The organism is Corynebacterium nasicanis (assembly GCF_042658165.1).
GTDB lineage: Bacteria > Actinomycetota > Actinomycetes > Mycobacteriales > Mycobacteriaceae > Corynebacterium > Corynebacterium nasicanis.
In genome coordinates this window covers 324,869-348,193 of the sequence record NZ_JBHSQE010000003.1, presented here as the reverse complement: position 1 = coordinate 348,193, position 23,325 = coordinate 324,869, and the positions used below count along the sequence as shown (strand labels likewise).

The 23,325-nt window shown below is 66.0% G+C and carries 21 protein-coding genes; 10 read left to right on the top strand and 11 right to left on the bottom strand.

The window, feature by feature from the left end; all coding sequences use genetic code 11:
- The first annotated feature begins 32 nt into the window (after positions 1 to 32).
- From hutG to ACFPUZ_RS06240, 4 genes are all read left to right on the top strand, one after another.
- Complete coding sequence (gene hutG / locus ACFPUZ_RS06255) at positions 33 to 992, top strand: formimidoylglutamase (protein ID WP_377000912.1); 960 nt, start codon at positions 33 to 35, stop codon at positions 990 to 992.
- 94 nt (positions 993 to 1,086) lie between these two features.
- Positions 1,087 to 1,485 carry a (deoxy)nucleoside triphosphate pyrophosphohydrolase gene (locus ACFPUZ_RS06250; protein WP_377000911.1) on the top strand — a complete coding sequence of 133 codons (399 nt, stop codon included), beginning with the start codon at positions 1,087 to 1,089 and terminating at the stop codon, positions 1,483 to 1,485.
- Positions 1,482 to 4,415: a DEAD/DEAH box helicase gene (locus ACFPUZ_RS06245; RefSeq protein WP_377000910.1), complete on the top strand. Its 2,934-nt coding sequence runs from the start codon at positions 1,482 to 1,484 to the stop codon at positions 4,413 to 4,415. Before ACFPUZ_RS06250 ends, ACFPUZ_RS06245 begins: the two co-directional genes overlap by 4 nt.
- A gap of 99 nt (positions 4,416 to 4,514) precedes the next feature.
- The gene (locus ACFPUZ_RS06240) at positions 4,515 to 5,570 is read left to right on the top strand and encodes a ParA family protein (RefSeq protein WP_377000957.1); all 1,056 of its coding nucleotides are present in this window, start codon (positions 4,515 to 4,517) and stop codon (positions 5,568 to 5,570) included.
- Here the strand turns inward: ACFPUZ_RS06240 and ACFPUZ_RS06235 are convergent.
- Entirely contained in the window at positions 5,567 to 5,788 is a 222-nt protein-coding gene (locus tag ACFPUZ_RS06235) for a hypothetical protein (RefSeq protein WP_377000909.1), read from the bottom strand. The genes ACFPUZ_RS06240 and ACFPUZ_RS06235 overlap by 4 nt on opposite strands.
- A 129-nt stretch (positions 5,789 to 5,917) precedes the next feature.
- On the opposite strand from ACFPUZ_RS06235, the gene ACFPUZ_RS06230 reads away from it, so the two are divergent.
- Entirely contained in the window at positions 5,918 to 6,766 is an 849-nt protein-coding gene (locus ACFPUZ_RS06230) for a hypothetical protein (RefSeq protein WP_377000908.1), read from the top strand.
- A gap of 11 nt (positions 6,767 to 6,777) precedes the next feature.
- Here ACFPUZ_RS06230 and ACFPUZ_RS06225 read toward each other — a convergent pair whose 3' ends face one another.
- Positions 6,778 to 8,289 carry an SLC13 family permease gene (locus tag ACFPUZ_RS06225; protein ID WP_377000907.1) on the bottom strand — a complete coding sequence of 504 codons (1,512 nt, stop codon included), beginning with the start codon at positions 8,287 to 8,289 and terminating at the stop codon, positions 6,778 to 6,780.
- A gap of 278 nt (positions 8,290 to 8,567) precedes the next feature.
- On the opposite strand from ACFPUZ_RS06225, the gene ACFPUZ_RS06220 reads away from it, so the two are divergent.
- Positions 8,568 to 9,629 carry a GTP-binding protein gene (locus ACFPUZ_RS06220; protein WP_377000906.1) on the top strand — a complete coding sequence of 354 codons (1,062 nt, stop codon included), beginning with the start codon at positions 8,568 to 8,570 and terminating at the stop codon, positions 9,627 to 9,629.
- On the opposite strand, the gene ACFPUZ_RS06215 is transcribed toward ACFPUZ_RS06220, so the two are convergent.
- On the bottom strand, positions 9,598 to 10,104 hold the full coding sequence (locus ACFPUZ_RS06215; RefSeq protein WP_377000905.1) for a thioredoxin domain-containing protein: 507 nt from the start codon (positions 10,102 to 10,104) through the stop codon (positions 9,598 to 9,600). The two genes, ACFPUZ_RS06220 and ACFPUZ_RS06215, sit on opposite strands and share 32 nt — an antisense overlap.
- 115 nt (positions 10,105 to 10,219) lie before the next feature.
- Positions 10,220 to 11,311 carry a DUF418 domain-containing protein gene (locus ACFPUZ_RS06210; RefSeq protein WP_377000904.1) on the bottom strand — a complete coding sequence of 364 codons (1,092 nt, stop codon included), beginning with the start codon at positions 11,309 to 11,311 and terminating at the stop codon, positions 10,220 to 10,222.
- Between the two features lie 86 nt (positions 11,312 to 11,397).
- Here ACFPUZ_RS06210 and ACFPUZ_RS06205 point away from each other — a divergent pair, with 86 nt between their 5' ends.
- Complete coding sequence (locus ACFPUZ_RS06205) at positions 11,398 to 12,624, top strand: NRAMP family divalent metal transporter (protein WP_377000903.1); 1,227 nt, start codon at positions 11,398 to 11,400, stop codon at positions 12,622 to 12,624.
- The gene (locus ACFPUZ_RS06200) at positions 12,612 to 13,388 is read left to right on the top strand and encodes a putative hydro-lyase (protein WP_377000902.1); all 777 of its coding nucleotides are present in this window, start codon (positions 12,612 to 12,614) and stop codon (positions 13,386 to 13,388) included. Before ACFPUZ_RS06205 ends, ACFPUZ_RS06200 begins: the two co-directional genes overlap by 13 nt.
- Here ACFPUZ_RS06200 and ACFPUZ_RS06195 read toward each other — a convergent pair.
- From ACFPUZ_RS06195 to ACFPUZ_RS06175, 5 genes are all read right to left on the bottom strand, one after another.
- Entirely contained in the window at positions 13,376 to 14,002 is a 627-nt protein-coding gene (locus tag ACFPUZ_RS06195) for a GntR family transcriptional regulator (RefSeq protein ID WP_377000901.1), read from the bottom strand. The two genes, ACFPUZ_RS06200 and ACFPUZ_RS06195, sit on opposite strands and share 13 nt — an antisense overlap.
- Before the next feature lie 10 nt (positions 14,003 to 14,012).
- Positions 14,013 to 15,731, bottom strand: coding sequence for an acetyl/propionyl/methylcrotonyl-CoA carboxylase subunit alpha (locus ACFPUZ_RS06190; protein ID WP_377000900.1), 1,719 nt, complete (start codon positions 15,729 to 15,731; stop codon positions 14,013 to 14,015).
- On the bottom strand, positions 15,728 to 17,275 hold the full coding sequence (locus ACFPUZ_RS06185; RefSeq protein ID WP_377000899.1) for a 5-oxoprolinase subunit B/C family protein: 1,548 nt from the start codon (positions 17,273 to 17,275) through the stop codon (positions 15,728 to 15,730). Before ACFPUZ_RS06185 ends, ACFPUZ_RS06190 begins: the two co-directional genes overlap by 4 nt.
- Positions 17,272 to 18,030, bottom strand: coding sequence for a LamB/YcsF family protein (locus ACFPUZ_RS06180; protein WP_377000898.1), 759 nt, complete (start codon positions 18,028 to 18,030; stop codon positions 17,272 to 17,274). The genes ACFPUZ_RS06185 and ACFPUZ_RS06180 overlap by 4 nt, the downstream gene beginning before the upstream one ends.
- Positions 18,031 to 18,129: 99 nt before the next feature.
- Entirely contained in the window at positions 18,130 to 19,350 is a 1,221-nt protein-coding gene (locus ACFPUZ_RS06175; protein ID WP_377000897.1) for an MFS transporter, read from the bottom strand.
- A gap of 101 nt (positions 19,351 to 19,451) precedes the next feature.
- Here ACFPUZ_RS06175 and ACFPUZ_RS06170 point away from each other — a divergent pair, with 101 nt between their 5' ends.
- Complete coding sequence (locus ACFPUZ_RS06170; RefSeq protein WP_377000896.1) at positions 19,452 to 19,916, top strand: hypothetical protein; 465 nt, start codon at positions 19,452 to 19,454, stop codon at positions 19,914 to 19,916.
- Positions 19,917 to 19,926: 10 nt separating this feature from the next.
- Here ACFPUZ_RS06170 and ACFPUZ_RS06165 read toward each other — a convergent pair whose 3' ends face one another.
- Both ACFPUZ_RS06165 and ACFPUZ_RS06160 read right to left on the bottom strand, forming a co-directional pair.
- Positions 19,927 to 21,021 (bottom strand): serine hydrolase domain-containing protein, encoded by a 1,095-nt coding sequence (locus ACFPUZ_RS06165; RefSeq protein ID WP_377000895.1) that lies wholly within the window; start codon positions 21,019 to 21,021, stop codon positions 19,927 to 19,929.
- A 107-nt stretch (positions 21,022 to 21,128) separates the two neighbouring features.
- Positions 21,129 to 21,944 (bottom strand): hypothetical protein, encoded by an 816-nt coding sequence (locus tag ACFPUZ_RS06160; RefSeq protein WP_377000894.1) that lies wholly within the window; start codon positions 21,942 to 21,944, stop codon positions 21,129 to 21,131.
- Between the two features lie 258 nt (positions 21,945 to 22,202).
- On the opposite strand from ACFPUZ_RS06160, the gene ACFPUZ_RS06155 reads away from it, so the two are divergent.
- Positions 22,203 to 23,264 (top strand): hypothetical protein, encoded by a 1,062-nt coding sequence (locus ACFPUZ_RS06155; RefSeq protein ID WP_377000893.1) that lies wholly within the window; start codon positions 22,203 to 22,205, stop codon positions 23,262 to 23,264.
- Positions 23,265 to 23,325: the final 61 nt, after the last annotated feature.

Below are 23,325 nucleotides of genomic sequence, written 5' to 3'. Positions count from 1 at the left end.
CGAAAGGAGGCGCCGAAGCATATCCTTCGTGCATGAATCCGACTTCCCCTTCCGAATCCATCCATGTCAGTGAGTGGTCCGGACGACATGACGGCCCGGGTCCGGAGCACGCTCGGTGGCACTCCAGCATCCAACGACTGGGTGACCACTCCCCTGCCGGCGTCGCCCTGCTCGGCTTCTCCTCTGACGAAGGTGTGCGCCGCAACGGTGGTCGGCAGGGCGCGGCCGAGGGGCCACAGGCGATTCGTGATGCCCTGGCCTCGATGGCCGTTCATCACGACATGCCGCTCTACGATGCCGGCACCATTGCCGTACACGGAACCGATCTGGAGACCGGTCACGACCTCCTGAGCGCCCACGTGCGCGACATTGTCGCGGCCGGCCACCTGACGATCGTGCTGGGAGGGGGCCACGAGACCGCCTTCGGCACCCATCGCGGGCTGCGTTCCGCGCTGGATCACCCGGTGGCCATCGTCAACTTGGATGCCCACTTCGATCTGCGACAGGCAGATCGACCCACCTCGGGAACCCCCTTCCGGCAGATTGCCGACCTCGACGAATCCGAGTTCCACTATTCCGTCTTCGGGATCTCCCGCCCGTCAAATACCCGCACGCTCTTCGACACCGCAGCCGACCTCGGGGCGCAGGTCATCACCGACGAGGACATCGCGTCCATGACCGCGGAAGAATGTGCGGCTATCGCGAGGGAATCAGTGGCAGAGCTCGAGGTGGTCCACCTGAGCATCGATCTTGACGTCCTTCCTGCAGCCACCGCGCCGGGAGTGAGCGCTCCCGCCGCCTTCGGCGTCGAGCTGCAGAAGATCCTGTCCATGGCCCGCGCCCTGGCGTCGACCGGCAAGCTCCGGCTTGTCGACGTCGTCGAGCTCAACCCCCACTTCGATGTGGACAACCGGACCGCTCGCGTGGCCGCGCGGATTATCGACGAGATCGTGCGCGCCGCCTCTGCCGCCAGCAACTCCGAACTGCGGTAGGTCGTCCACCTCCCGCGGTACCGGGCGTTCTGAGGACTGCCTTCTCCTCCGAGACCTCTACTATTGAGTATCAAGCCAAGAGTGAGAGGTCTCCATGTCACAGCACATTGACGTCGTGGGCGCGGTAATCGTGCGAAACGGCCACGTTTTTGCTGTCCAGCGAGGCCCGGGGAAGGCTCTTCCCGGGATGTGGGAGTTTCCGGGAGGCAAGATTGAAGAAGAGGAAAGCCCCCAGAATGCGCTGATCCGGGAGCTTCAAGAAGAACTTCTTTGCGACGTCGCCGTCGGTGATTTCATCACGACAACGGCGCACGAGTATTCCTTTGGAACCGTCGTGCTCTCCACCTACTTTTGCCAACTTGTGGCAGGTGAGCCGCGGCTTACCGAACACGCGGCGCTGCGTTGGCTTCGGCCCGAGGAGTTGGGAACGCTCGATTGGGCGCCCGCGGATATCCCCGCTGTCGAGATCATCGTGGAGAAGCTCGCTCCATGATGCCCCACGTCTCCTCGCTCACCCGAGATCTCGAGTTCGGTTTCCTCAACGCTAGCCTCCCGGCGGATCAGTTACACAACCCTGTGCTGATCTCGAACGCCGAGGACAACACGATGCTGCGGGCGCTCAAGGAGGAGCTCGCCCGGTCGAAGAGTTTCATTTTCTCCGTCGCCTTCATTACCAGTTCTGGTCTCGCGATTCTTAAGCAGGCCCTTCATGAATTCGCAGGTAGCGGGACTATCATCACGTCCCGCTACCTCGACTTCAACGAACCAGATGTGTTCAGAGAGCTGCTCAACCTCGATGGGGTCGATGTGTACGTTGACCCCGGTATCGAGGAGGGATTTCACGCGAAAGGCTACGTCTTCGAGCAGCAGTACGGCATCACTGCGATCATCGGCAGCTCGAATCTCACCGATCGCGCGCTGATGGTCAATCAAGAATGGAACCTGCGCTTTTCCGCGCTCCCTGACGGTCATGTTGTCAGCCAACTACATGCAGCGGTCGCCCGCCAGCGCGATCGAGCCCTGCGACTCACCCGTGACTGGATAGAACACTACGAAGCAACCCGCGTTGCTCGTTCCCTCGTAGTCAAACACGATCGACTGGTCGACATGACGGCCGAGGGCGAACTCATTGTGCCCAACATGATGCAGGCGGAGGCACTGGACAAGCTCGGGGAGGTTATCGACGCCGGCGAGAAGCGGGCCGTGATCATCTCAGCAACGGGCACCGGTAAGACCATCCTGGCGGCACTGGCCGTGCGCAGCGCGAAACCACAGCGCTTACTTTTCGTGGTGCATCGTGAGCAAATTCTCACCAAAGCCGTTGAGGAGTTCCGCAAAGTTCTCCGGGCTCCTTCCTCGGATTTCGGTCTCTTTGTGGGTGGCAAGAAACAGATCGATCGGAAGTACGTCTTCGCCTCGTATCAATCGCTCTCTCGGCCCGACACGTTGCCCACTATCGATCCTCGTGGATTCGATTACATCATCATCGATGAAGTTCATCGGGCTGGGGCTGAGAGCTACCGGCAGCTCATCGACCACTTCAAGCCCTCGTTCCTCTTGGGACTCACAGCGACACCCGAACGCACCGATGGCTTCAACATCTTTGAGCTCTTCGATTACAACGTCCCCTACGAGATCCGTCTCCACGACGCCCTCCGCTCCAAAATGCTGGCTCCGTTTCACTATTACGGCGTGGCAGACTTCGAAGACCGCCAGGGACGGGTCCCCAATGACGAATCCTCCCTCGAGGAGCTCGTGAGCGACGAACGCATCGACTATCTCCTCGAGATGCTCCGTGTCTATGGTTACCCACGGGGTGTGAAGGGCCTGGTGTTCTGCAGCCGGAAGAAGGAAGCAGAGCTGCTCTCTGCGAAGCTCAATCAACGGCTCTTCAACGGCCAGGTGCTGCGTACTATCGCACTGACCGGATCAGATACAGAAGCAGCGCGTGAGGACGCCGTTGCTCGGCTGGAGGCTGGCGAACTCGATTACATCCTCACCGTCGATATCTTCAACGAAGGCATCGATATCCCGTCGATCAACCAGATCATCATGCTGCGGGGCACCCAATCCAGCATCATCTTCACCCAGCAATTGGGTCGCGGACTGCGAAAAGCTGAGGGCAAGGACCATCTGCGCGTCATTGACTTCATCGGCAACTACGCCAACAACTACCTCATCCCCATCGCTCTCACCGGCGATCATTCCGCCAACAAGGACAGTCTGCGGGAAAAGATCATCAGCTCGGAGACGAAGGGAGTCTCCCTGGGGACGTCGAGCATAAACTTCGACCGCATTTCGCAGGAGAGAATCCTCAACTCTCTGGCGAAGGTCCAGTTGGCAGGCAAGCGGGAGTTCAAGGAGGCTATTTCTACCCTCCGCCACCGCCTCGGCCAGATCCCCAAGCTCATCGATTTCGCGCGTTTCGACACCATCGATCCCTTCGTTCTGGCCAGCAAGTTTGGAGACTACTGGAGCCTTCTCCACTCCCTCGGTTTCGTCGATAACGGGCCGGTGCCCCGCGAAGCTCAGTACCTGAAATTCCTAAGCACCGAGATTCTCAACGGTCTCCGTCCCCACGAAACTCTTCTCCTCCAGTCTCTCCTGCGGGAAACAAGCATGACGCGAACGGACTTCCGAATGCTGCTCGAAGGGCACAATACGACGTCGGCTCCTGCCATGTTGTCGTCCGTCGAGCGCATGCTCACGTTGGAATTTTTCAACGCACGGCGCCGGAAGCAGTTGGGAGACATCTCGCTCATCCGGGTGGAGCAGGACACCCTCTCCATCGACCCCGAGTTTGCTGGCCTCTACTACTCCTACGCCGCCCACTCTGAACCTCTGCACGCAGCTCAGTCCTTCCGAGCTCACGTCGACGACCTTCTGGAGACCTCGCTCTTCCTCAACAAGGCCCAGCACTCGTGGCGGGGTGAGTTGGTCGTCGGCAATAGGTACAGCCGCAAGGATGCGTGCCGTCTGCTGCTGTGGGAGAGCAACCAGGAGTCGACGATTTACGGGTACAAAATCGACAAGGCCACCTCGACTTGCCCCATCTTTGTTACCTACGACAAGGATCCGGATGTCTCCGCAAGCACGAAGTATCTCGACGAGTTCCACAGTCCCAGCTTGATGACCTGGTTCTCTCGCAGTGACCGCACCCTCCACAGCAACGAATTGCAGCCTATCCTTCATCACCAGGTTCCGCTGTACCTGTTTGTCAAGAAGAGTGACGCTGACGGCACGGACTTTTTCTATCTGGGAACCGCCGAAAGCAAGAATGCCATCCAAACCACCATGCAGGGTGAGGGCGATCGTGCTCACGACGTCGTGACGATGGGGCTGCAGCTCGATTCCCCAGTTGAGCTTGGCTTGTTCCGGTACCTCGTCGATAGTGGGACGCTCCCCACACATGGGAAGGACTAATCACCCCTGCGGCACCTATTCCGCTAGCCTTTGGATATCCATTGGTTTCTCGGTCCCCCTCGCGGCGACCACGTCCCGGGGTAGGTCATGTCCTCCAAAATTCGTACGCTGAGCCTGTTCAACAACAAGGGTGGGGTCGGAAAAACGACCTTGTCCACCAACATCGCCCACGACTTCGCGGAGCGCGGCCACCGCGTTCTCTATGTCGACTGCGACCCGCAGTGCAACGCGACGCAGCTCATGCTCACAGAGGAACAGACGGCGGACATTTACGCCTCTGTGGAGGACCCCGAGGAAGCCCTGCTCAAGTCTTACGCCAGGACCGTCTTCGGCCTCTTCATCCCGCTGCGCGAGGGTGAACCTGAGATTGAAAAGGAGATCGTGACGTATCGCTCCGAGCGATTTGGCGTCGATGTTCTCGCTGGCCATCCCTCCCTTTCACAGGTTGAAGACGACATGAGTAACGCCTGGCAGTCGGCGAATAGCAAGGAGACCGCTGCTTTTCGCCGCATCCACTGGGCGGGTCAGCTGGCTACCGCCATGGAGGATGCGGACCGCTACGACATCATCATGTTCGACGTGGGACCCAGCCTGGGCCCCTTCAACCGCACGGTGCTCCTCGGCTGCGACGCCTTCGCTACACCGACTGCGACGGACTTGTTTAGTTTCCATGCATTCGGCAATCTCGCGCGCTGGTTTGAGGATTGGGTGGCCGAGTACAGCGAGATGAAGGAGGGCAACGTCAACAAATGGCAGAGCTACTCCTCGAGTTTCGAGAAGAAGAGCAGGTCACTGCGCCTGCCCGGGGAGAACGGCCATAACCTCACCTACCTCGGGTACACCACGTTGGAGTACATCAAGAAGAAGTCCGGCGGCGAGGAGCAGCTCATCGGCGCATTCGAGCGCTTCCGCCACCGCTTTCCCGAGGAAGCCAAGCGAATTGCCAAGAGCCTGGGCCAGGACTCCGAGGAACTTCTCCTCGGGCACATGCCGCAAATGTCATCCATGCCGGCCACTGCTCAGGACGTCCACTCCCCCATTGCGGGTTTGGTGAGCAAAGACGGTGTGCGGGGCAACCAGATCAATCAGCGCGACCGCTACGTCGAGAAGATTCACGACATCGCCGAGGCGATCCATCGCAAGCTCTTCGGTTAAGACCCGTAGTCCTTGAGGTAGAGACCGATGATCTCTACGGCTGTCACCTCAGAGAGCGGTAGATCGACATAGCGGCGGGCGGTCAGCTCTCGAATCCTCAAGGTGGAGGGAGTGCAGGACCACGCCTGCCCGACGTCGATGTGCTTGACTCCCGCCACACGGCGGGTCACGCGAACGATGCGTGCGGAAGGTAGGGCGTCGAAAATCGTCTCATTCACCTCGCCGACGATAGCCGGCGAAAGTAGGTATCCACCACGCCCCGGGGAGCACTCCCCACTGGCGTGACCTGCTGTTTCGGGCGCGTTACGGTGAGGTCATCAGCTCACACTGCAGGGAAAGGCAGCACGATGACCACACCGTCGCACAATTCGGGACACTGGCCGGAGCTTGAGGGCAGGATCCCTCCGCAGCCGCAGCCGCAACAGCAGCCCCAGCCACAGCACCCGCAACAGCAGCCCCCGCACACCGAATACGCCGCTAAGGTGCGCGACCTGGGCAGCAAGGTCGGGGGCGGTACTCGAGCGTTGGGCCGCCAAGCGCAGGCGACGTTCGCGCAGACTCGCGGCAAGATCGACACGCCAGCCAACCGCGCGCGGCTGGCTCAGACCCGGACGCTACCGCTGCCGACGAAGGTGTACGGGGGCAGCGCGCTGCTCATCATCCTCTTGGCGCTGTTCCCCTGGTATTACGTGTCGATGACGCACCGTGCGGCGATCAACATGGGGTTCTGGGGATCGTCCGTGGGCGAATCGGCGATCACCGGAGCGTTCAACGGATTCGGGTTCGGGGCGATGATGAGCGGCATGCGCGCCACCGGATCACGGGACAGCTACTCGGAGGAGACGATGATCCACGGGCTGCTGATGATCGCGACGATCCTGGCGATCGTCGGCCTCATCGCGGCAGCCGTGGTGGTGCACCGGCGCAATGCTCGCGTGGGCAATATTGTCGCCGTGGCCACGGGAGTGCTCTATGCCGGATACCTGCTGAGCACCCTCGACGGCCGCCTCTGGAGCGGATCCATCAACGCCGCCGACTCGCAGGCCGCGCGGCAGGCCAACCCGATGGCGGCGCTGAGCAGCTCCGCCACCACCGCCGACAGTCCGCTTATCTACGTTGTGATCCTCTGTGCGCTGGTCGCCGCAGGGCTGGGCGCCTGGCAGTTGTGGCAGGCGCGGGAGGCGGGGCGTCGATAAGCAACCCCGACCTAGGGAGCCACCCCGAACACCAGCGGCACCAGCGTGTAGATGACCACGAGGATGAGGCCGAGGGCGACGAAGTTGAGCCAGAAGCCGGCGCGGACCATCTGCTTGATGGTCACCTGGCCGGAGCCGAAGGCCACGGCGTTGGAGGGGGTGGCGACGGGGAGCATGAAGGCGGAGCACACGGCGAGGGTGACCACGAAGGTCATCAGCAGGGGGTCAACGCCTGCGCCGACGGCGACGGCGCCGAAGATCGGGAAGAAGGCGGCCGCGGTGGCGGTGTTGGAGGTCAGTTCCGTCAGGCCGAGGGAGACGATCATGACGGCGACGATGATGACCCAGGACGGCATGGAGGACAGGCCCTCGACCTGGGCGCCGATCCATTCGCTGAGGCCGGTGGCGGTGAACATGGCCGACAGGGACAGTCCGCCGCCGAAGAGGAGGAGCAGCCCCCAGGGCACTTCCTTGGAGTCGGCCCACACGAGCAGGGTGCGGCGCTCCCCCACGCTCCGGCCGGACGGGGTGAGGAAGCACGCGATGGCGGCGGCGACGGCCACCTGGGAGTCGTTGATCGTGCCCAGGAAGGGCAGGGTCTCGGCGACGGCGGGGATGTCGGCGATGAAGGGGACGAAGACCCAGAAGAAGATGGCGGTGAGGAAGATGGCGGCGATGCGGCGCTCCGCGGTGGACATGGCGCCGAGGGTGGTGATCTCGTCCTGGATGAGCTGCCGGCCGCCGGGGATCTCGTCGACCTCGGGGCGGTAGACGATTTTGCTCAGCACGACCCAGGCCAGCGCGAGCATGACGACCGCCCACGGGACGCCGACGAGCATCCACTGGGCGAAGCCGATCTCGATGCCGAGCGCTTCGCCGACATAGGCCTTCATCAGCGCCATGGGCGGCTGACCGATGAGCGTGGCGGTGGAACCGATGGTCACTCCGTAAGCGACGCCGAGGAGCATGGAGGCGGCGAACTTCGTGCCCGCGGCCTTCTCGTCCACCTGGCGGACGAGCTGCAGGATGGAGGTGGCGATGGGCACCATGATGACGGCGGTCGCGGTGTTGGACACCCAGGCGGAGATGAACGCGGAGGCGATCATGAGGCCGAGGACGATCTGCGAGGGTTTCGTGCCCACCGCCTTGACCGTGAGCAGCGCGATGCGGATGTGCAGGCCGGATTTCTCGGTGGCCAGGCCGAGCATGACACCGCCCATGACGAGGAAGATGACGGTGTCCGCATAGGGTGCGGCCACCTCCTTCATCGTGGCCATGCCGAAGAGCGGGAAGAGCACGAGCGGAAGCATCGAGGTCACCGGGATGGGGGCGGCCTCGGTCACCCACCACAGGGCCATCCACAGGGCGCAGCCGGCCACGGCGCGGCCCTCGAAGGCGAGGGAATCAGGCAGCACAAGGGCCAGCAGCAGACCGAGGGCGGGTCCGAGGAGGAGCGGGATGAGGTGGCGGCGCGGCGCGGGATGTGCGGCCTGCGCCTCGTCGACGACGACGGGTGTGGACATTGGGATCTCCAGTCAACGCCGGACCTTCCGACGGTCCGAACATGCTACGAATCATCCGCGCCCGTGCCTAACCTGGCGGGATCTCCACCTTTCGGACCAACTCAGGGCTTTCCCGGGCTTCTGCCCCGGGGTCGGGGGTGCGGACCTCGGGATTCTTTCCCGGGCAAAACCGTGCCTGCTGGACCGGATTTCCGCCGCGCCACCCCCGCGTTATTGAGAACAGTTTTCATTAGTGTTGTACACTGCGCGGGTCAGCACCCCCTGCAGAAAGCGCCGCCATGCCCGCACCCACGCCCGTCACCGTCCTCTCCGGATTCCTTGGCTCCGGCAAGACCACCCTGCTCAACCAGGTCCTGCGCCACGCCGGCGACAAGAAGATCGCCGTCATCGTCAATGACTTTTCCGAGGTCAACATCGACGCCGCCCTCATCGCCGCCGAAGGCCACCTCGTCCGCGGCGAGGACCGCTTCATCGAACTGAGCAATGGCTGCATCTGCTGCACCCTGCGCGAGGATCTGGTGGAATCCGTCAGCACGCTCGCCGCCGCCGGCACTTTCGACCACATCCTCATCGAATCCACCGGCATCTCCGAGCCGATGCCCGTGGCCGCCACCTTCGAATGGGAATGGGAGGACGGCACGCGGCTGGCGGACCGGGCGCCCCTCGACACGATGGTGACGCTTGTCGACGCCCGCCAGTTCCTCGACCAGATCCGCCACCGCGCCACCCTCCCCGCGGACGAACGCACCGTCGCGGACCTGCTCAGCGACCAGGTTGAATTCGCGGACCGGATTTACGTGACGAAGGCGGACCTCGTCGATCAGCGGCGCCTCGACCAGACCCTCTCCCTCGTCGCCGCCATGAACCCCCGCGCCCGGCTCGGCGTGCTTATCGACGGCCTCGCGGACGGACACCCCATCATCGATGACATCCTCGGCGCCGACCTCTACGACGAGCACACCGCGCGCACCTACGAGGGCTACACCGACGAGCTGGCCAACCCGCACACCCCGGAGACGGAGGAGTTCGGCATCAGCTCCGTCACCTTCCGCTCCGAGCGCCCCTTCCGCCAGGAGCGACTTCTCGACGTCCTGCGCTCCACCGTCGGCCTGGTCCGTTCCAAGGGCCACTGCTGGATCGCGGAGCACCTCGACGCCGTACAGATCTGGCACCAGGCGGGCCCCGACCTGAGCATCCGCCCCGCCGCCCGGTGGTCGCAGACCGAGCTCACCCCGGGCAGCGAGATCGTGCTCATCGGCATCGACCTCGACGGCCCCGACCTCCTGCGCCGCCTGGAGGGCGCCACCCTCACCTGGGAGGAGATGGTGGCTCAGGTGTAGTGGGCGACAGTCCCCGGAGTCGCCCGGAGGTACTGCGCAGCACCTCCTCCACCCAGTCGCCGAGATCTCGTCTCGCCAGCCCCGGTTCGAACACCGCCACGGTGGTTCCTGCGGCCACCGCGAAGACACTGGGCAGCTGACGGGGCCGGAACTGCATTGCCGCGTGCGGATCCTTGTCCGGGTCAAGAATTCCCAGGATCCAGCGCAGGCCGGCACTTTCGGCCAGCGCCGTGAGCCGAGATCGCAGGTCAGCGACCCCACTCTGCAGCGGGGCGCCCACCAGCACGATCACGGGCACCTGGTGGGAACGTTCAATGACCTCCGGAACGAGAGTGAACCCGGTGACGGTGACAACGGGCCGGGGCGCCCCCTCCACCCGGAGGTTCGGGACGGGTGTCGTGATGCCCGTCTCGCCCGCCAGGATCGCATCGCGGTGTCGGTCGGGAGCGCAGCCGTCATGCATGTGATTCATCATGCCCCTGATCCTAGATGACAATGATTGTCGATAGGTCCGCGCTTCGGGAGTGTCCGCCTGATTCCCTTACCTCGCCGGACCCGGGAGGGGCTGAAAGACCAGGACGTCGAGAAGCTCAGGTGAGCTTTTCAGGCTGGCCCCCGGCAGTGGAGCCCACCGCCCGGTGCATCGCCCACTCCGCCGGACCCCGCCGGAACCGCCAGCGCCACAGCGAGGCGAAGACGAGGAATCCGAGCAGCTGCCACAGGAAGAGCTCGGGCCACAGCGGGAGATCGTAGATATCGCCCTTGTCCAGCTCCGGCGGATACTTGCTCCAGGCATACTCGGAGTACTCTTCCGGGACGTAGTCGGAGTACACCTCGCCGGAGAGGCCGTCGAAGGACACCACCGTGCCGTTGGCGACGCTCGTGATGAGCACGTGTGTGACATACACCGTCAGTGACATCGCGCCAAGGGAGCGCAGCGGGTAGGTGGCCCACACGATTGCCCCGACCCGGCAGGCCAGGAGGCAGACCCCGATGACGGCGGTGGCCAGCCCGGCGGAGGTGAGGACGTCGAGAAGCCCGCCCGAATGCGGCGCCCCCTGCAGCCACTCCCCCAGGAAATTAAGCCCATCGTGGGCGCCGACGCGGAACCCGCTGACCTCGATGATGCCCTGCGCAAGGACGAAAACCACCACTCCTCCGACCAGCAGCCACAGTTCGCGATGGAGGGCCAGGCGGTGCAGGAGGAAGCCGAGGAGCGTGTAGGCCAGCCAGGCGGTGAGGGGGTAGGGGCCGAACAGCAGATCGGAGAAGAACTCGCTGCCCCACGCGATGTACAGGGTGTGCTGCGCCGCCCCGAGCAGCGGGCCGAGCACCACGAGCCCGGCGAGCACGAGCAGCAGGCGGCGGGTACTCCAGCCGAGGAGCGGGAGCAGCAGCAGGTAGGACACGCCGATGGCGATGAGCACCACGGCGATCCCGAACTGCAGCGCATCCAGGAGCACGCCGAGCCCGATGAGGAGGACGGCGCGGGTGAGCAGGGGGAGGCGGGCGTCGAGAAGCGGGGAACGGGAGGCGATGAGGCCCATCGACACGCCCGCGAGCACGGCGAACAGGACCGAGGGGTAGCCGTCGGTGAGGAAGCGTTCGGGGCCGATGTGGGCGGCCATCATGCCGATGATCGCCAGCGCGCGGGCCAGGTCGAGGCCGTGGATGCGGGTCATTGGTCAAGGTTAAGCCACGAGGGGTCTAGAAATTGTTCAACAATCCTTTACAATGATCTGCATCACTGAAAGAGAGGCTCCATGAGATGAGTAACACCCCCACCCGTGCGGCATCCGCCGTCACCACCGCCACCCGCCGCAGCGCCCTGCTCGGCGCCATGTTCCTCATGGCGACCAGCGCCATCGGACCCGGCTTCCTCACCCAGACCAGCGTCTTCACCGCGCGGATGGGCGCGGCCTTCGCGTTCGCCATCCTGGTGTCGATCATCGTGGACATCGCCATCCAGCTGAACGTCTGGCGCGTCCTGGCGGTCTCCGGCATGCGGGCCAACGAGCTCGGCAACACCGTCGTCCCCTACCTCGGATGGGTGATGGCGGCCTTCGTCTTCGTCGGCGGGCTGGTGTTCAACATCGGCAACATCGCCGGCACCGGCCTCGGCCTCAACGCCATGCTGGGTCTCGACGCCCGCCTCGGCGGCGCGATCTCCGCCGTCATCGCCATCCTCATCTTCATGTCGAAGAAGGCCGGGCTGGCCCTCGACCGCATCGTCGTCGGCCTCGGCGCCGTGATGATCCTGCTCATGCTCTACGTGGCCATCGTCTCCCAGCCCCCGGTCGGCGAGGCCCTGAAGAACACGGTCCTGCCGGAGGAGGTCGACTTCCTCGTCATCACCACCCTCATCGGCGGCACCGTCGGCGGCTACATCACTTTCGCCGGCGCGCACCGCATGATCGACAGCCGCATCACCGGCCCCGAGAACATCCGCCACATCACGCGGGCCTCCGTCCTGGGCATCGTCGTCACCGGCATCATGCGCGCCCTGCTCTTCCTGGCCATCCTCGGGGTCGTCGCCACCGGCGTCACACTCTCCAAGGACAGCACCGCCGCCGACGCCTTCTCCCACGCCGCGGGCGAGATCGGACTGCGCTTCTTCGGCGTCGTGCTGTGGGCGGCCGGCCTGACCTCGGTCATCGGCGCCTCCTACACCTCGATCACCTTCGTCACCCGGCAGACCACCAACCCCCGTGTGCGCACCGGCCTCACCGTGGCGTTCATCGCGGTCTGCGCGGTCGCCTTCCTTATCCTCAACACCGCCCCGCAGGCCCTGCTCATCTTCGCCGGCGCCTTCAACGGGCTCATCCTGCCCATCGGCTTCGCGGTCGTGCTATGGGTGGCGTGGAAGCGCACCGACCTGCTGCAGGGCTACTCCTACCCGCGGTGGCTGCTGATCGTCGGTGGCCTGGCCTGGCTGCTCACCATTTTCCTGGGCTACATGTCGCTCTCCGGAATTGCGGCGCTGTGGAGCGCCTGACGCCGTCCGCGGAGCGGGCCCGTTTCCGCGCGGGCCTCATCACGCCCACCTCCGGTCTGGCTCCTGGATTCGCGCAGGCAAATCTGCTGGCGTTGCCGCAAGAGGATGCGTTCGACTTCCTGTTGTTCGCGCAGCGCAATCCGAAACCCTGTCCCCTGCTCGGGGTTCTCGAGGCCGGGGAGGTGTCCTCGCCACTGCTCGCGGGTGGGGACATCCGCACCGACATCCCCTCCTACCGCCTGTTCCGCGACGGCGAGCTGGTCGACGAAGCTCCGGTTGCCACCGACTGGTGGCGTGAAGATCTCGTCGCCTTCCTCATCGGCTGCTCCTTCACCTTCGAGGGCGCACTACAGGACAACGGCATCCGCATCGCACACATCGACCAGGGTCGCAACGTCCCCATGTACCGCACGAATGTCGACACCGTTCCGGCCGGCCGTTTCTCCGGCCCCCTCGTCGTGTCGATGCGCCCGATCCCGGCCCGGCAGGTGGCTGACGCAGTGCGCATCACCTCCCGCTACCCGGCAGTTCACGGCGCCCCGGTCCACATCGGGGACCCCGCTGCGCTCGGCATCACCGATCTCTCTCGCCCCGATTATGGCGACGCGGTCGACTTCATGGACGATGACGTCCCCGTGTTCTGGGCCTGCGGTGTCACTCCGCAGGCGGTGGTCGCAGCCTCGCGCCCGTCCCTGGCCATCAGCCACAGCCCCGGACACATGCTCATCACCGATGCCCGTGACCTGACCTATCAAGTGCCCTGAGCGATGATCTCCTGCACCCGCCGACTGGTCTGCGCGAGCGAATGGTGCAGAGCCTCGGCGGCGTCGCTGTGTCGCCCCGCTGACAGCAGCGTGACCACGCGGCGGTTGAGGCCGACGTAATCGCCGTGGAACCCCGGCTCGCGCTGCAGCACCTGCAGGAACACCAGGCGCATCCGCGCGAGCAGCCGGTCCATGGTCTCATCCAGCGTGGCCGAGCCCATGCCCGCCACGATCTGCCGGTGGAACTGCTGGTTCGCCGTCGCCACGTCCGCGTGCCGCCCGGCCGCCAGCGCCGCTTCCGCGAGGGTGACCGCCTCGTCGAGCTTATCGACGTCCTGTTGCTCCCCCCAGGCCAGCGCCGCCGGCTCGATGGCCGCGCGGGCCAGATAGAGATCCCGGATCTCCGCGGCCCCGAACTGGGCGATGAACACCCCCCGATTGCGGATCCTCTCCACGAGCCCGTCCGCCACCAGCATGGCGAAGGCCTCCCGCAGTGTGTTGCGGGAGACCGTGAGCTTCTCGACCATCTCGGCCTCGATGAGCTGTTCTCCGGGCGCATACTCTCCGGCGGAGATCGCCCGGCGCATCGCCGCGGCGGCAGAATCGGCACGCATGCCGATCAGTCTAGGAGATGGTCCCCAGAATGCCGCCCTTCGTGATCTTCTCCCCCGGCTGGACGTCGATACGCAGCGTGCCGGCCACCGGTGCCGTGACCACGCTCTCCATCTTCATGGCCTCGACGCTGGCCACGGCCTGCCCCTCCGAAACCTCGTCCCCGTCCGCGACCTGCCAGGCCACCAGAGATCCGGCGAAGGGCGACAGGATCGCGCCCTCGGTGTTCTCTTGCTCGGGTTCCTCCGGCGCGGGGGCGACGGCTCGCCCGAGCAGCCCGGTGGGGATCCCCACCCGGTGCATACGCCCGTCGATCTCGATGATCATGTGCTCACGCTCGGTGTACACGTGCTCGATGTCGCCGCCCGCCGCGCTGTGCCGCGGGGTGTACTCGGTGTCCACCCAGTTGGTGAACACCTCGAGCCGCTCCCCGGCGAAGGCCGGATGGGTGACCATGTCCCGGTGGAAGGGGATGACCGTCCGCACTCCGCGTACCGTCATCTCCTCGAGGGCGCGGGCGGCGCGCCGCATGGCGCTGGCGCGGTCCGGCCCCCAGACGATGAGCTTGGCCAGCAGGGAATCGTAGAAACCCGGGACCTCGGAGCCGGAACGCACGCCCGAATCCACCCGGATGCCGGGGCCGGCCGGCGCTTCGAAGGAGGTGACGGTGCCGGGGCTGGGGACGAAACCGTGGGCCACGTCCTCGGCGTTGATGCGGAACTCGAAGGCATGACCGTGGGGCTGCGGATCCTCCTGGAAGCTGAGCTCCTCGCCGGCGGCGATGCGGAACTGCTCGGCGATGATGTCGATACCCGTCACGGCCTCGGTCACCGGATGCTCCACCTGGACGCGGGTGTTGACCTCCAGGAAGGACACCGTCCCGTCCTCCGACACGATGAACTCCACCGTGCCGGCGCCGACGTACCCGGCGCGCTGGCAGATGCTCCGGGCGCCCTCCACGATCTGCCGGTTCTGTTCCTCGCTGAGGAAGGGCGCCGGGGCCTCCTCGATGAGCTTCTGGTACCGACGCTGCGTCGAACAGTCCCGGGTACCCAGTACGCGGACATTGCCGTGCATGTCCGCCACCACCTGCGCCTCGACGTGGCGGGGGCGGGTGAGGAACTTCTCGACGTAACACTCGCCCCGCCCGAACGCCTCCCGTGCCTCCCGGCCCGCGGCGGCGAAGGCATCCTCGATGTCCTCCAGTGCGTCCACCACCTTGAGGCCGCGGCCGCCGCCACCGAAGGCCGCCTTGATGGCGATGGGCAACCCGTGCTCCTCAGCGAAGTCCTGCGCCTCCTGCCAGTCGTCGATGGGGTCCGGGGTGCCCGGGGCCAGCGGGGCGCCGACCTCCAGGGCGATGCGCCGGGCCGCCACCTTGTCACCGAGGGTGTCGATGTTCTCCGCCGTCGGGCCGATCCACGTCAGCCCGGCGCGAGTGACCGCGCGGGCGAAGTCCGAGTTCTCCGAGAGGAACCCGTAGCCGGGATGGACGCAGTCGGCGCCGGCGCGGACGGCGACGTCGATAAGCGCGGCCTGGTTGAGATACGTCTCCGCGGACGTGGAGCCGGGCAGCTGATAGGCCTCGTCCGCGACGAGGGTGTGCAGCGCGCCGGTGTCCGGCTCCGAGTACACCGCGATGGAGCGGATCCCCAGGTCCCGGGCGACCCGGGCGATTCGGACGGCGATCTCGCCGCGGTTGGCGATCAGGACAGCGCTCAGCGAACTCATGTGTCTCTACTTTCAGGGTCGACGGGTAGGAAACTGACGGTGCCGCCGGGGGGCAGCTGGGCGGCGATATCAAGGTCCTCGGCGAGCACGGTGGCCACCACCGGGTAGCCGCCGGTGACCGGGTGATCGCGGAGGAAGACGACGGGTAGGCCGTTCGCGGGGATCTGCACCGACCCGGCGACGATGCCCTCGCTGGCCAGCTCCCCGGTGCGGCCGCGCTCGAGGGGCTCGCCCTCCAGGCGTAGCCCGACGCGGTTCGACTGGCCGCTGACCTGCCACACCTGGCGGGTCAGCGCCTCCATGCCGGCGAGGAACCAGTCCTCGCGGGGGCCAGGAACGCAGCGCAGCTCGGCGTGGGTGGTGCCCTCACGTTCGGTGACGCGCAGCGGGTTGCTCACCCGGGTCGCCGCGGCTCCGCGCGGGGCCGGACCCGCGCTCACCACTCCCCCGGTGATCGCCCGCGGTCCCAGGCCCGAGAGCACATCCGTGGCCTGCGACCCGAGGACCGGCGTATCCACGAGACCGCCACGAACCGCCACATAGGAACGCAGCCCCAGGCTCGGGGCTTCCACGTGGAGGGTGTCGCCGGAGCTGAGCAGTACGGCGTTCCCCAGCTCGACCGGACGGTCCTCCACAGTGACCGCGCTACGTGCGCCGGTCACCGCGACGACAGTGTCCACCAACGCCGTGAGCTCCAGCCCGCCGATGTTCTCCAGCACCGCCGCGCCGGAGGGGTTGCCCACCGCAGCGTTGGCCGCGCGCGCGGACGCGCGGTCCGCGGCCCCCGATTCGGTGACCCCCAGGTTGCCGTGGCCCGGACGGCCCAGGTCCTGGACGAGGGTGAGCAATCCGGGATCGGCCACCTGCAGAACGGGGCGCGCCGGGGCGGAAAAGTCCGCAGCTGCGGACTCCGCACGGGAAAGCGTGACGTGCTCGCGCACCGCCCGGTAGTGCACGCTGTCCCCCGGAGCGATGAGCGCGGGCGGCTGCGCGGAGGAATCCCACATCGGGGTCACCGTGGTGCCGATGAGCTGCCAACCCCCCGGCGACTGCCGCGGGTACACCGCCGAAAAGTCACCGGCCAGACCCACCGCCCCCGCCGGCACCTCGGTGCGCGGGGACTCCCGACGCGGAATGTCCAGCGCCCGGGCCGGATCAGCGGGCACGCAATAAGTGAAGCCCGGGGCGAAACCGCCGAAGGCGCCCCGCCACTGCTGGGAGGTGTGCCAGTCGATGAGGGCCGCGGGCGACATCCCGGCGAGTTCGGCGGCGACGTGGAGATCCGCGCCGTCGTAGACCACGTCAATGGAGACCTCGTCGGCGGCCTGCTTATCGACGCCCGGCGGACTGAACGTCCGCAGCTCCTGCGCAGCACGCGCGGCGGCGCGCGGGGAATTCGTGGTGACCAGGATGGTCCGGGCGGCGGCGATGACATCCACCTGTCCCTGGAGCGGGGCCGTTGTCAGGGCGGCGTGCCACGCCATGACCGTGCCCAGGTCCGGCAGGTCGACGAGGACCGCCCGGGAGCCGACGCGGTGAATCACAGGGCACTCCGGATCTCGATACCTGCGGCCCGGAGCCTGTCGACGATCGACTGGGTCATCGCCACCGAGCCGGGGGAATCACCATGGACGCACACCGAGGTGGCCGGGACGTTGAGCACCGTGCCGTCGACAGCGGTGATGGTGCCGGTATCGGCCAGCTGCAGGACCCGGGCGGCGACGACCTCGGGATCCGAGATCACCGCATCGGGCCTGCTGCGGGGGACGAGGGTGCCGTCGGGAAGGTAGTTGCGGTCGGCGAAAGCCTCGGAGATCACCCGCAGACCTGCCTTCTCCGCGTGGTGCACCGCGATGCCACCCGGCAGCAGCATGACCGCCAGATCCCCGCCGAAGGCCTTGATGCCGTCGATCACGGCCTGCGACTGCTCGGCATGATGGACAATCGCGTTGTAGAGGGCGCCGTGCGGTTTGACGTAGCGGATGGTGGTGCCGTGCTTGCGGGCCAGGGCCTCGAGGGCGCCGATCTGATAGAGGACTTCATCGGCGAGCTCGTTCGGGGCGTACTCGATGAAGCGCCGACCGAACCCGGCGGCATCCCGATATCCGACGTGCGCGCCGACGGTCACTCCCCGCTGGGCCGCCGCCTCCACCGTGCGGGCGATGTCGTGGGGATCACCGGCGTGAAACCCACACGCGACGTTCGCGCTGGAGACCAGCTGAATCATCGCGGCGTCATCGGCCACCGGGTTCCCGGCGGTGGTTTCACCGAGGTCTGCGTTGAGGTCGATCTCTGCCATTGCTGTCCGCCTCCTCTAGATTGTTGAACAATCTTGAGTGTAGCGGGGAGGGGCGGAAAAGTGAAGTGGGTCATATCCCCTCCTACCCCGGGGGTCGGCTCACTCCACCTTCTGGAGCTGCACTCCCCGCCCACCCTCGAGGGTCTCACGACCGAAAGCCCACACGACGGCCGCCGCGAGCCCGATGACTCCGCAGATGAGGAACCCGGCCTCGAAGCCGTAGGACTGCGCGACCGCGCCGATGAGGATGGGGCCGATGATGGCGCCGAGGTCCTGGGACATCTGGAAGTTCGCCAGCACCTTGCCGCCCGAGCGCTGATTGCCGATGACATCCGCCAGCACCGCCTGCTGCGCCGGATTGAGCAGACCGGCACCCGCACCGGAGAGCGCGGAGACGATGAGGAGCGGCCAGAAGCTGTCCGCGAAACCGATGGCGCCGGTGAAGACCGCGTTGATGACCAGCCCCCAGATCACCAGCGGCTTCCGTCCGATACTGTCCGCCAGGCGCCCGGAGACCTGGAGGACCAGGGCGTTGCCGAAGGCGAAGGCAGCCATCGCCAGGCCGGCAATGGCCCCGCCGTGCTCGAAGATCGCGGCCGCGAACAGGGGAAGCGTGGCCACCCGGACACCGAAGTTCACCCAGCCGAAGGCGAAACCGGAGAAGAGCGCCGAGCGGTAGGCGCTGTCGCGCACGGCTTCACCGAACTCCATGGGCGGCTGCGCGCCCTTCTTCTGCCCGGCATCGTCGCCGATGCGGCGCGGCATGCGCCACCAGACCACGAAGGCGGCGAGCGCCACGGTGGCTCCGTAGATGACGAAGGGGGCCCGCATACCGATCATGGCCAAGGCCGCCCCGACCACCGGGCCGATGACGTTACCGACCAGGAAGGCCGTGCCGTAGACAGCCGAGGCCCGCCCGCGGATCTCCGGCGGGGCGAGGCGCACGATGAGACCCATCGCGGAGACGGTGAACATCGTCGATCCAATGCCGGCGATGCCGCGCAGCAGCAGGATGTGCCAGTACTCCTGCGCCGCGGCGACGAGCGCGGTCGTCACCGCCACCGTCATGAGCCCGGTGAGATAGACCTTGCGGGACCCGATGGCGTCGATAAGCCGGCCGGACAGCGGAGCGAAGAACAGTCGGGATGCCGCGAACACCGACACGACGGCGCTGGCGGCGGCCATGGAGACGTCGAAGCTGACGGCGAACTGCGGGAGGATCGGCGCGATGAGTCCGTAACCGAGGGCGATGATGAATGCGGCGGCCACGAGAACCCAGATCTCCCGGGGGATCCTGGGGCGCACTTGTTGATCTGTCATATCAGGAATGAGACTACCCCCTTGCGCCGCCGACGAGGGGTGTCGTACAGTTGTTCGAGAGTCGAACATACGTGTTGTCCCCTGCCTCTAGAGTGCGAGCCATGACGATCAACCACCTCCCCCAGACCCCCTCCTCCATCTCCGTCGACCTGCGCCGCCACCGCGCGGACACCCTCCACGACCTGCAGTCGATCCTCCACCATCCCCGTTCCCTCGCCCGCCCGCAGGCCGCCTGGCGTCCCCCGAGCCGCGCCCTGCCGGACGGCCTCACCATGACGCTCACCCGCCACCGGGTCAGCGAGCGCGTCAAGGCGCGCGTCCTCGGCTTCGGAGAGGACCGCGAACCGGCCTACCTCATCACCATCCGCATCACCGAGCCGCACGGCGCGGTCGACCCCGTCCGTGCCGAGGGGTGGGTCCGCGCGCTCGTGGAGAACTCCCTCGTCGACGCGGTCCATGAGGTCCCCTCCGGTCGGGCCGCCACCTTCGTCTGGTTGGTCGACTCGACCTTCCACCCCGTCCACTCCCCCGCCTCACTGTTCGCGGGGTTCAGCGCGGCCGCCTAGGAGGGCCGGATCAGACCGCGTCGAGGTAGCGGTAGATCACCTCGAAAGGAGGCGTTTCAATCGAGTTGATGGATCCGGCAATGTACACCGAACGCGCGGGGCAGTAGAAAGCGAAGGCGCCGTGCACACCGGTGTGCCCCAGGATGAGCGGAGCCGGCACCAGCGGTGAGAGCACCTTCGGCAGCCCCATCGCCAGCATGCCATTGCCGTAGCGCAGCGGACGATGCTGAATCCGGCGCAGGGTCGGGTTCTGGATGTGCCCGAGATCGAAGAGCTTGCCCGTATGGAAAGCGCGGATGAAGGTGAGCAGATCCAGCGACGTCGACAGAATGCCCGCCGAACCGAGAGAACTGGACAGGTAGCGCGAGGACCACACCGGGTGCTTCGAGGTGTGCACCTCCGCATAGTCGTGCACCCCTGGGCGCACGAAGGTCGTGTGCTCCAGCTCAAGGGGGGTGATCACGTACTGGAAAGCCAGCTCCTGGAACGTCTTGCCCGTGGTGTGCTGCGCCACCTGGCTGAGCAGCTCCGCATTGAGATCCGAGAAGTGCGCCCGATTGCCGTGGCCGGGGGCGAACTTCGCCCCGCTGTCTGCCGCGGTCTCCATCTGCTCGTCCACGCTGACCACGCGATCCCAGTCGACGATCTGGTCGATGACATCGCGTCCCCCCGGATCACGGGTATCCTCCCAGCTCGCCAGGCCGGAGGTCTGGTCGAGGAGGTGGCGCACCGTGATCTCGGAACCGTAGTCCTCACCCCGGATGACATGCAGCCCGTCGAGAGAGCCGGCGGGCACGCGGGAGGCGATGGCGGTGTCATAGCTGATCTTCCGCTCATCGATGAGCCGGAAGATGATGGCGTGGGTGAACAGCTTCGTCACCGATCCGGAGGCGAAACGCGAATCGGGATCCAGCGCCCCGGTGACGAACACGTGCCGGAAGGAGGAGTCCGCCCGCTCCAGAGCCAGGGAGACGTCGCCGAGCTTCGGCATCTGCTCGACCTTGCGGTCGACCGCAGCAAGACGCTCCTCCAGCGGCGGGCGCTGGCGGGCGCGAGCGATCTGCTCACGGATGAGGGACACCGGAAACTTCGAGGTCAATGCCACGAGTCATCACTCTCAGTTCACTTCGACAACAGGACTCTCACAAGGTCCGCGCACGCCACGTACCCAGGGGCATCTTAACTGCCCCGGGGACTCCGTACCGGGCGGGATCAGGCCTCGTCATGGTCATCGTCGAAATCCTCGTCGAAGTCTTCGTCATCGTCCTCATCTTCCTCGTCGTCCTCGTCGGCGCCGAAGATGTCGTAGACGTCGGGCTCATCGAACTCGTCCTCATCGAAGGGGACGAGCTGCTCCTCCCAGTCCTCGGCCTGGTCGGCGGCGAGGGAGATGACGTCGAAAAGCCGGTCGAAGTCGGTGAATACGCCGAGGTCAAGCACCTCGTCGGTGGCCAGTTCGACCTCGGCGGTGAGGTCGGCGAACATCCGCTGGCGGTCCTCCTCGGTGAGCTGGGCATCACCGTCGGACTCCCAGAGTTCATCGATGGCCTGGTCGATGAGGTCCTCGAAGGACTCCCCGATGGCCACGAACTGGACCAGTGCCGAGGGCACACCCTCGACCACCTCGACGAGCACCTGCAGCTCGGAGTTGTTGCCCACCTCGGCGCGGACCAGGTTCGCGTTGATGGCGTCCTGGTAGAACTCCAGGTCGCCGATGCGCTCATCCGTGCCCTCGAGCAGGTCACGCAGCACGGTGACCACCTGGTCGGTGGCCACGTGGCGGGCGACGGTGGCGACAGCGTCCTCCACCGAGAAGACGACGGAGACCAGCACGGCCTCGAAATCTTCGTCATCCTCGTCGACATCGGCGGCGGCGATGTAGACGTTGGCGGCAGGCATGTGGGGATCGATCTCCACGAACTGGATCTCCAGGTCCGAGGTGATCGGCACGAACATGGTGTCGTCGTGCACCCGGGACTCGATGCCCTCATTGTCCAGTGCGGCGGCAATGTCCTCGAAGAAGCTCATGGTGGTGGTTCCCTTCCCGGTTGTTCTCTCGGTGACGCGGTGACCGCCAACGGCAATCCGGAACCAGCCTAGCCGCGTGGGCGGAGTCCTGCCCAGCAATTCGGGTGAACGTGTGCGGGTGGCCGAAGTCCCTCCCCGATCGCCGACTCGACCTGCCGAAACCACCCGTTTCCGGCCGAAAGCACTCCGCCGGGGAACCTTCCTGGCCCGGCGGCAATCCAATAACACTGACGGCACGTACACCAGACGAAGGGGACCATGAAGTACCAGGGAGACAGAATCGATGAACTCATCGCCGGAGGACTCGGTCGCCTTCCGGCCCAGGACGGGATGCAGCTCAACACTGCCCCGTTTCCACTTCCCGTCCCGCTGGGCCCGGCGCGCCTGGTTCCGGTGAGTGCTCGGCACGGCATCACCCCCGACCAGGCCCGCCCCCGTGGCCTAGTTGCCCACGACGCCGCCAGCCATCCGCGGACCATGCAGTACCGGGCTGACGCGCGCACCCGCATCATCGCCCACCTGCGGGAACACCCGACGTGGATCGCCTCCCACTTCAGCGCCGCCGCCCTGCTGGGGATCACAGATTTCGCCGACGGCGCCGATGCCTTTGTTCTCAACCGGAACAAGCTGCATCTCACCGACGACCTCCGCGTCCCCTCCCAGCATCAGGTCCGCAGTTGCTTATCGACGTGGAGTATCGGCCTCGCCGAGCACACCCTCCTGGTCACCCCACCGATGCTCACCCTGGCCCACTGTCTCCGCGCCGTTTTCGGGGAGGAGCACCGCTGGCACACGCCCCCGGGCCTGGCTGTGGATGCCCCCATGGTGCGTGCGGTGCAGATCATCGATCGTTTTCGCCGGGAATTCCACCTCACCCCCGAACATCTCCGGGAAGGACTGCGCGGACTGGTCAACGGGCGGACCGTGGAACGTCTTGTGCGGCTGTCCGACGACGGTGCCGATTCCCCGCCTGAGACCCTCATCCGCCTCATCGCTCGGGACTGTGCGCCGGAGTACCAGTGGCAGTCGCAGGTGCCGGTGTACACGGACGGCACCGTGGGTGAGCCCGGGGTCGATGACACCAGCCGCACACTCCTCACCGTCCTCGATCTCGCCGATGTCGCTGCGCGCCGCTACCTCTACTACGACGGGGATCACCACCTGCTGCGCGAGCGTCGGGACCAGGATTCCACCATCACGGCGCACCTGACCTCGTGGAGTTGGACCGGGCTGCGCATCACCGCCGGGATGGTTGCCGATCCCGCTTCGCTCGCCTCCCACATCAGAGCACTGGCCTCGGCCCCGGCGCGGGCCGCCTGATTCCCTGACATAGCACCAATGCCCACCTGGGGATTTGGCCTCACCCCCACCCGGCCATGTC

Bases quoted from the DNA above. Each gene is read 5' to 3' on its own strand.
- hutG (WP_377000912.1), top strand. From the start codon at position 33: ATGAATCCGACTTCCCCTTCCGAATCCATCCATGTCAGTGAGTGGTCC.
- ACFPUZ_RS06250 (WP_377000911.1), top strand. From the start codon at position 1,087: ATGTCACAGCACATTGACGTCGTGGGCGCGGTAATCGTGCGAAACGGC.
- ACFPUZ_RS06245 (WP_377000910.1), top strand. From the start codon at position 1,482: ATGATGCCCCACGTCTCCTCGCTCACCCGAGATCTCGAGTTCGGTTTC.
- ACFPUZ_RS06230 (WP_377000908.1), top strand. From the start codon at position 5,918: ATGACCACACCGTCGCACAATTCGGGACACTGGCCGGAGCTTGAGGGC.
- ACFPUZ_RS06225 (WP_377000907.1), bottom strand. From the start codon at position 8,289: ATGTCCACACCCGTCGTCGTCGACGAGGCGCAGGCCGCACATCCCGCG.
- ACFPUZ_RS06220 (WP_377000906.1), top strand. From the start codon at position 8,568: ATGCCCGCACCCACGCCCGTCACCGTCCTCTCCGGATTCCTTGGCTCC.
- ACFPUZ_RS06215 (WP_377000905.1), bottom strand. From the start codon at position 10,104: ATGATGAATCACATGCATGACGGCTGCGCTCCCGACCGACACCGCGAT.
- ACFPUZ_RS06210 (WP_377000904.1), bottom strand. From the start codon at position 11,311: ATGACCCGCATCCACGGCCTCGACCTGGCCCGCGCGCTGGCGATCATC.
- ACFPUZ_RS06205 (WP_377000903.1), top strand. From the start codon at position 11,398: ATGAGTAACACCCCCACCCGTGCGGCATCCGCCGTCACCACCGCCACC.
- ACFPUZ_RS06195 (WP_377000901.1), bottom strand. From the start codon at position 14,002: ATGCGTGCCGATTCTGCCGCCGCGGCGATGCGCCGGGCGATCTCCGCC.
- ACFPUZ_RS06190 (WP_377000900.1), bottom strand. From the start codon at position 15,731: ATGAGTTCGCTGAGCGCTGTCCTGATCGCCAACCGCGGCGAGATCGCC.
- ACFPUZ_RS06180 (WP_377000898.1), bottom strand. From the start codon at position 18,030: ATGGCAGAGATCGACCTCAACGCAGACCTCGGTGAAACCACCGCCGGG.
- ACFPUZ_RS06175 (WP_377000897.1), bottom strand. From the start codon at position 19,350: ATGACAGATCAACAAGTGCGCCCCAGGATCCCCCGGGAGATCTGGGTT.
- ACFPUZ_RS06170 (WP_377000896.1), top strand. From the start codon at position 19,452: ATGACGATCAACCACCTCCCCCAGACCCCCTCCTCCATCTCCGTCGAC.
- ACFPUZ_RS06160 (WP_377000894.1), bottom strand. From the start codon at position 21,944: ATGAGCTTCTTCGAGGACATTGCCGCCGCACTGGACAATGAGGGCATC.
- ACFPUZ_RS06155 (WP_377000893.1), top strand. From the start codon at position 22,203: ATGAAGTACCAGGGAGACAGAATCGATGAACTCATCGCCGGAGGACTC.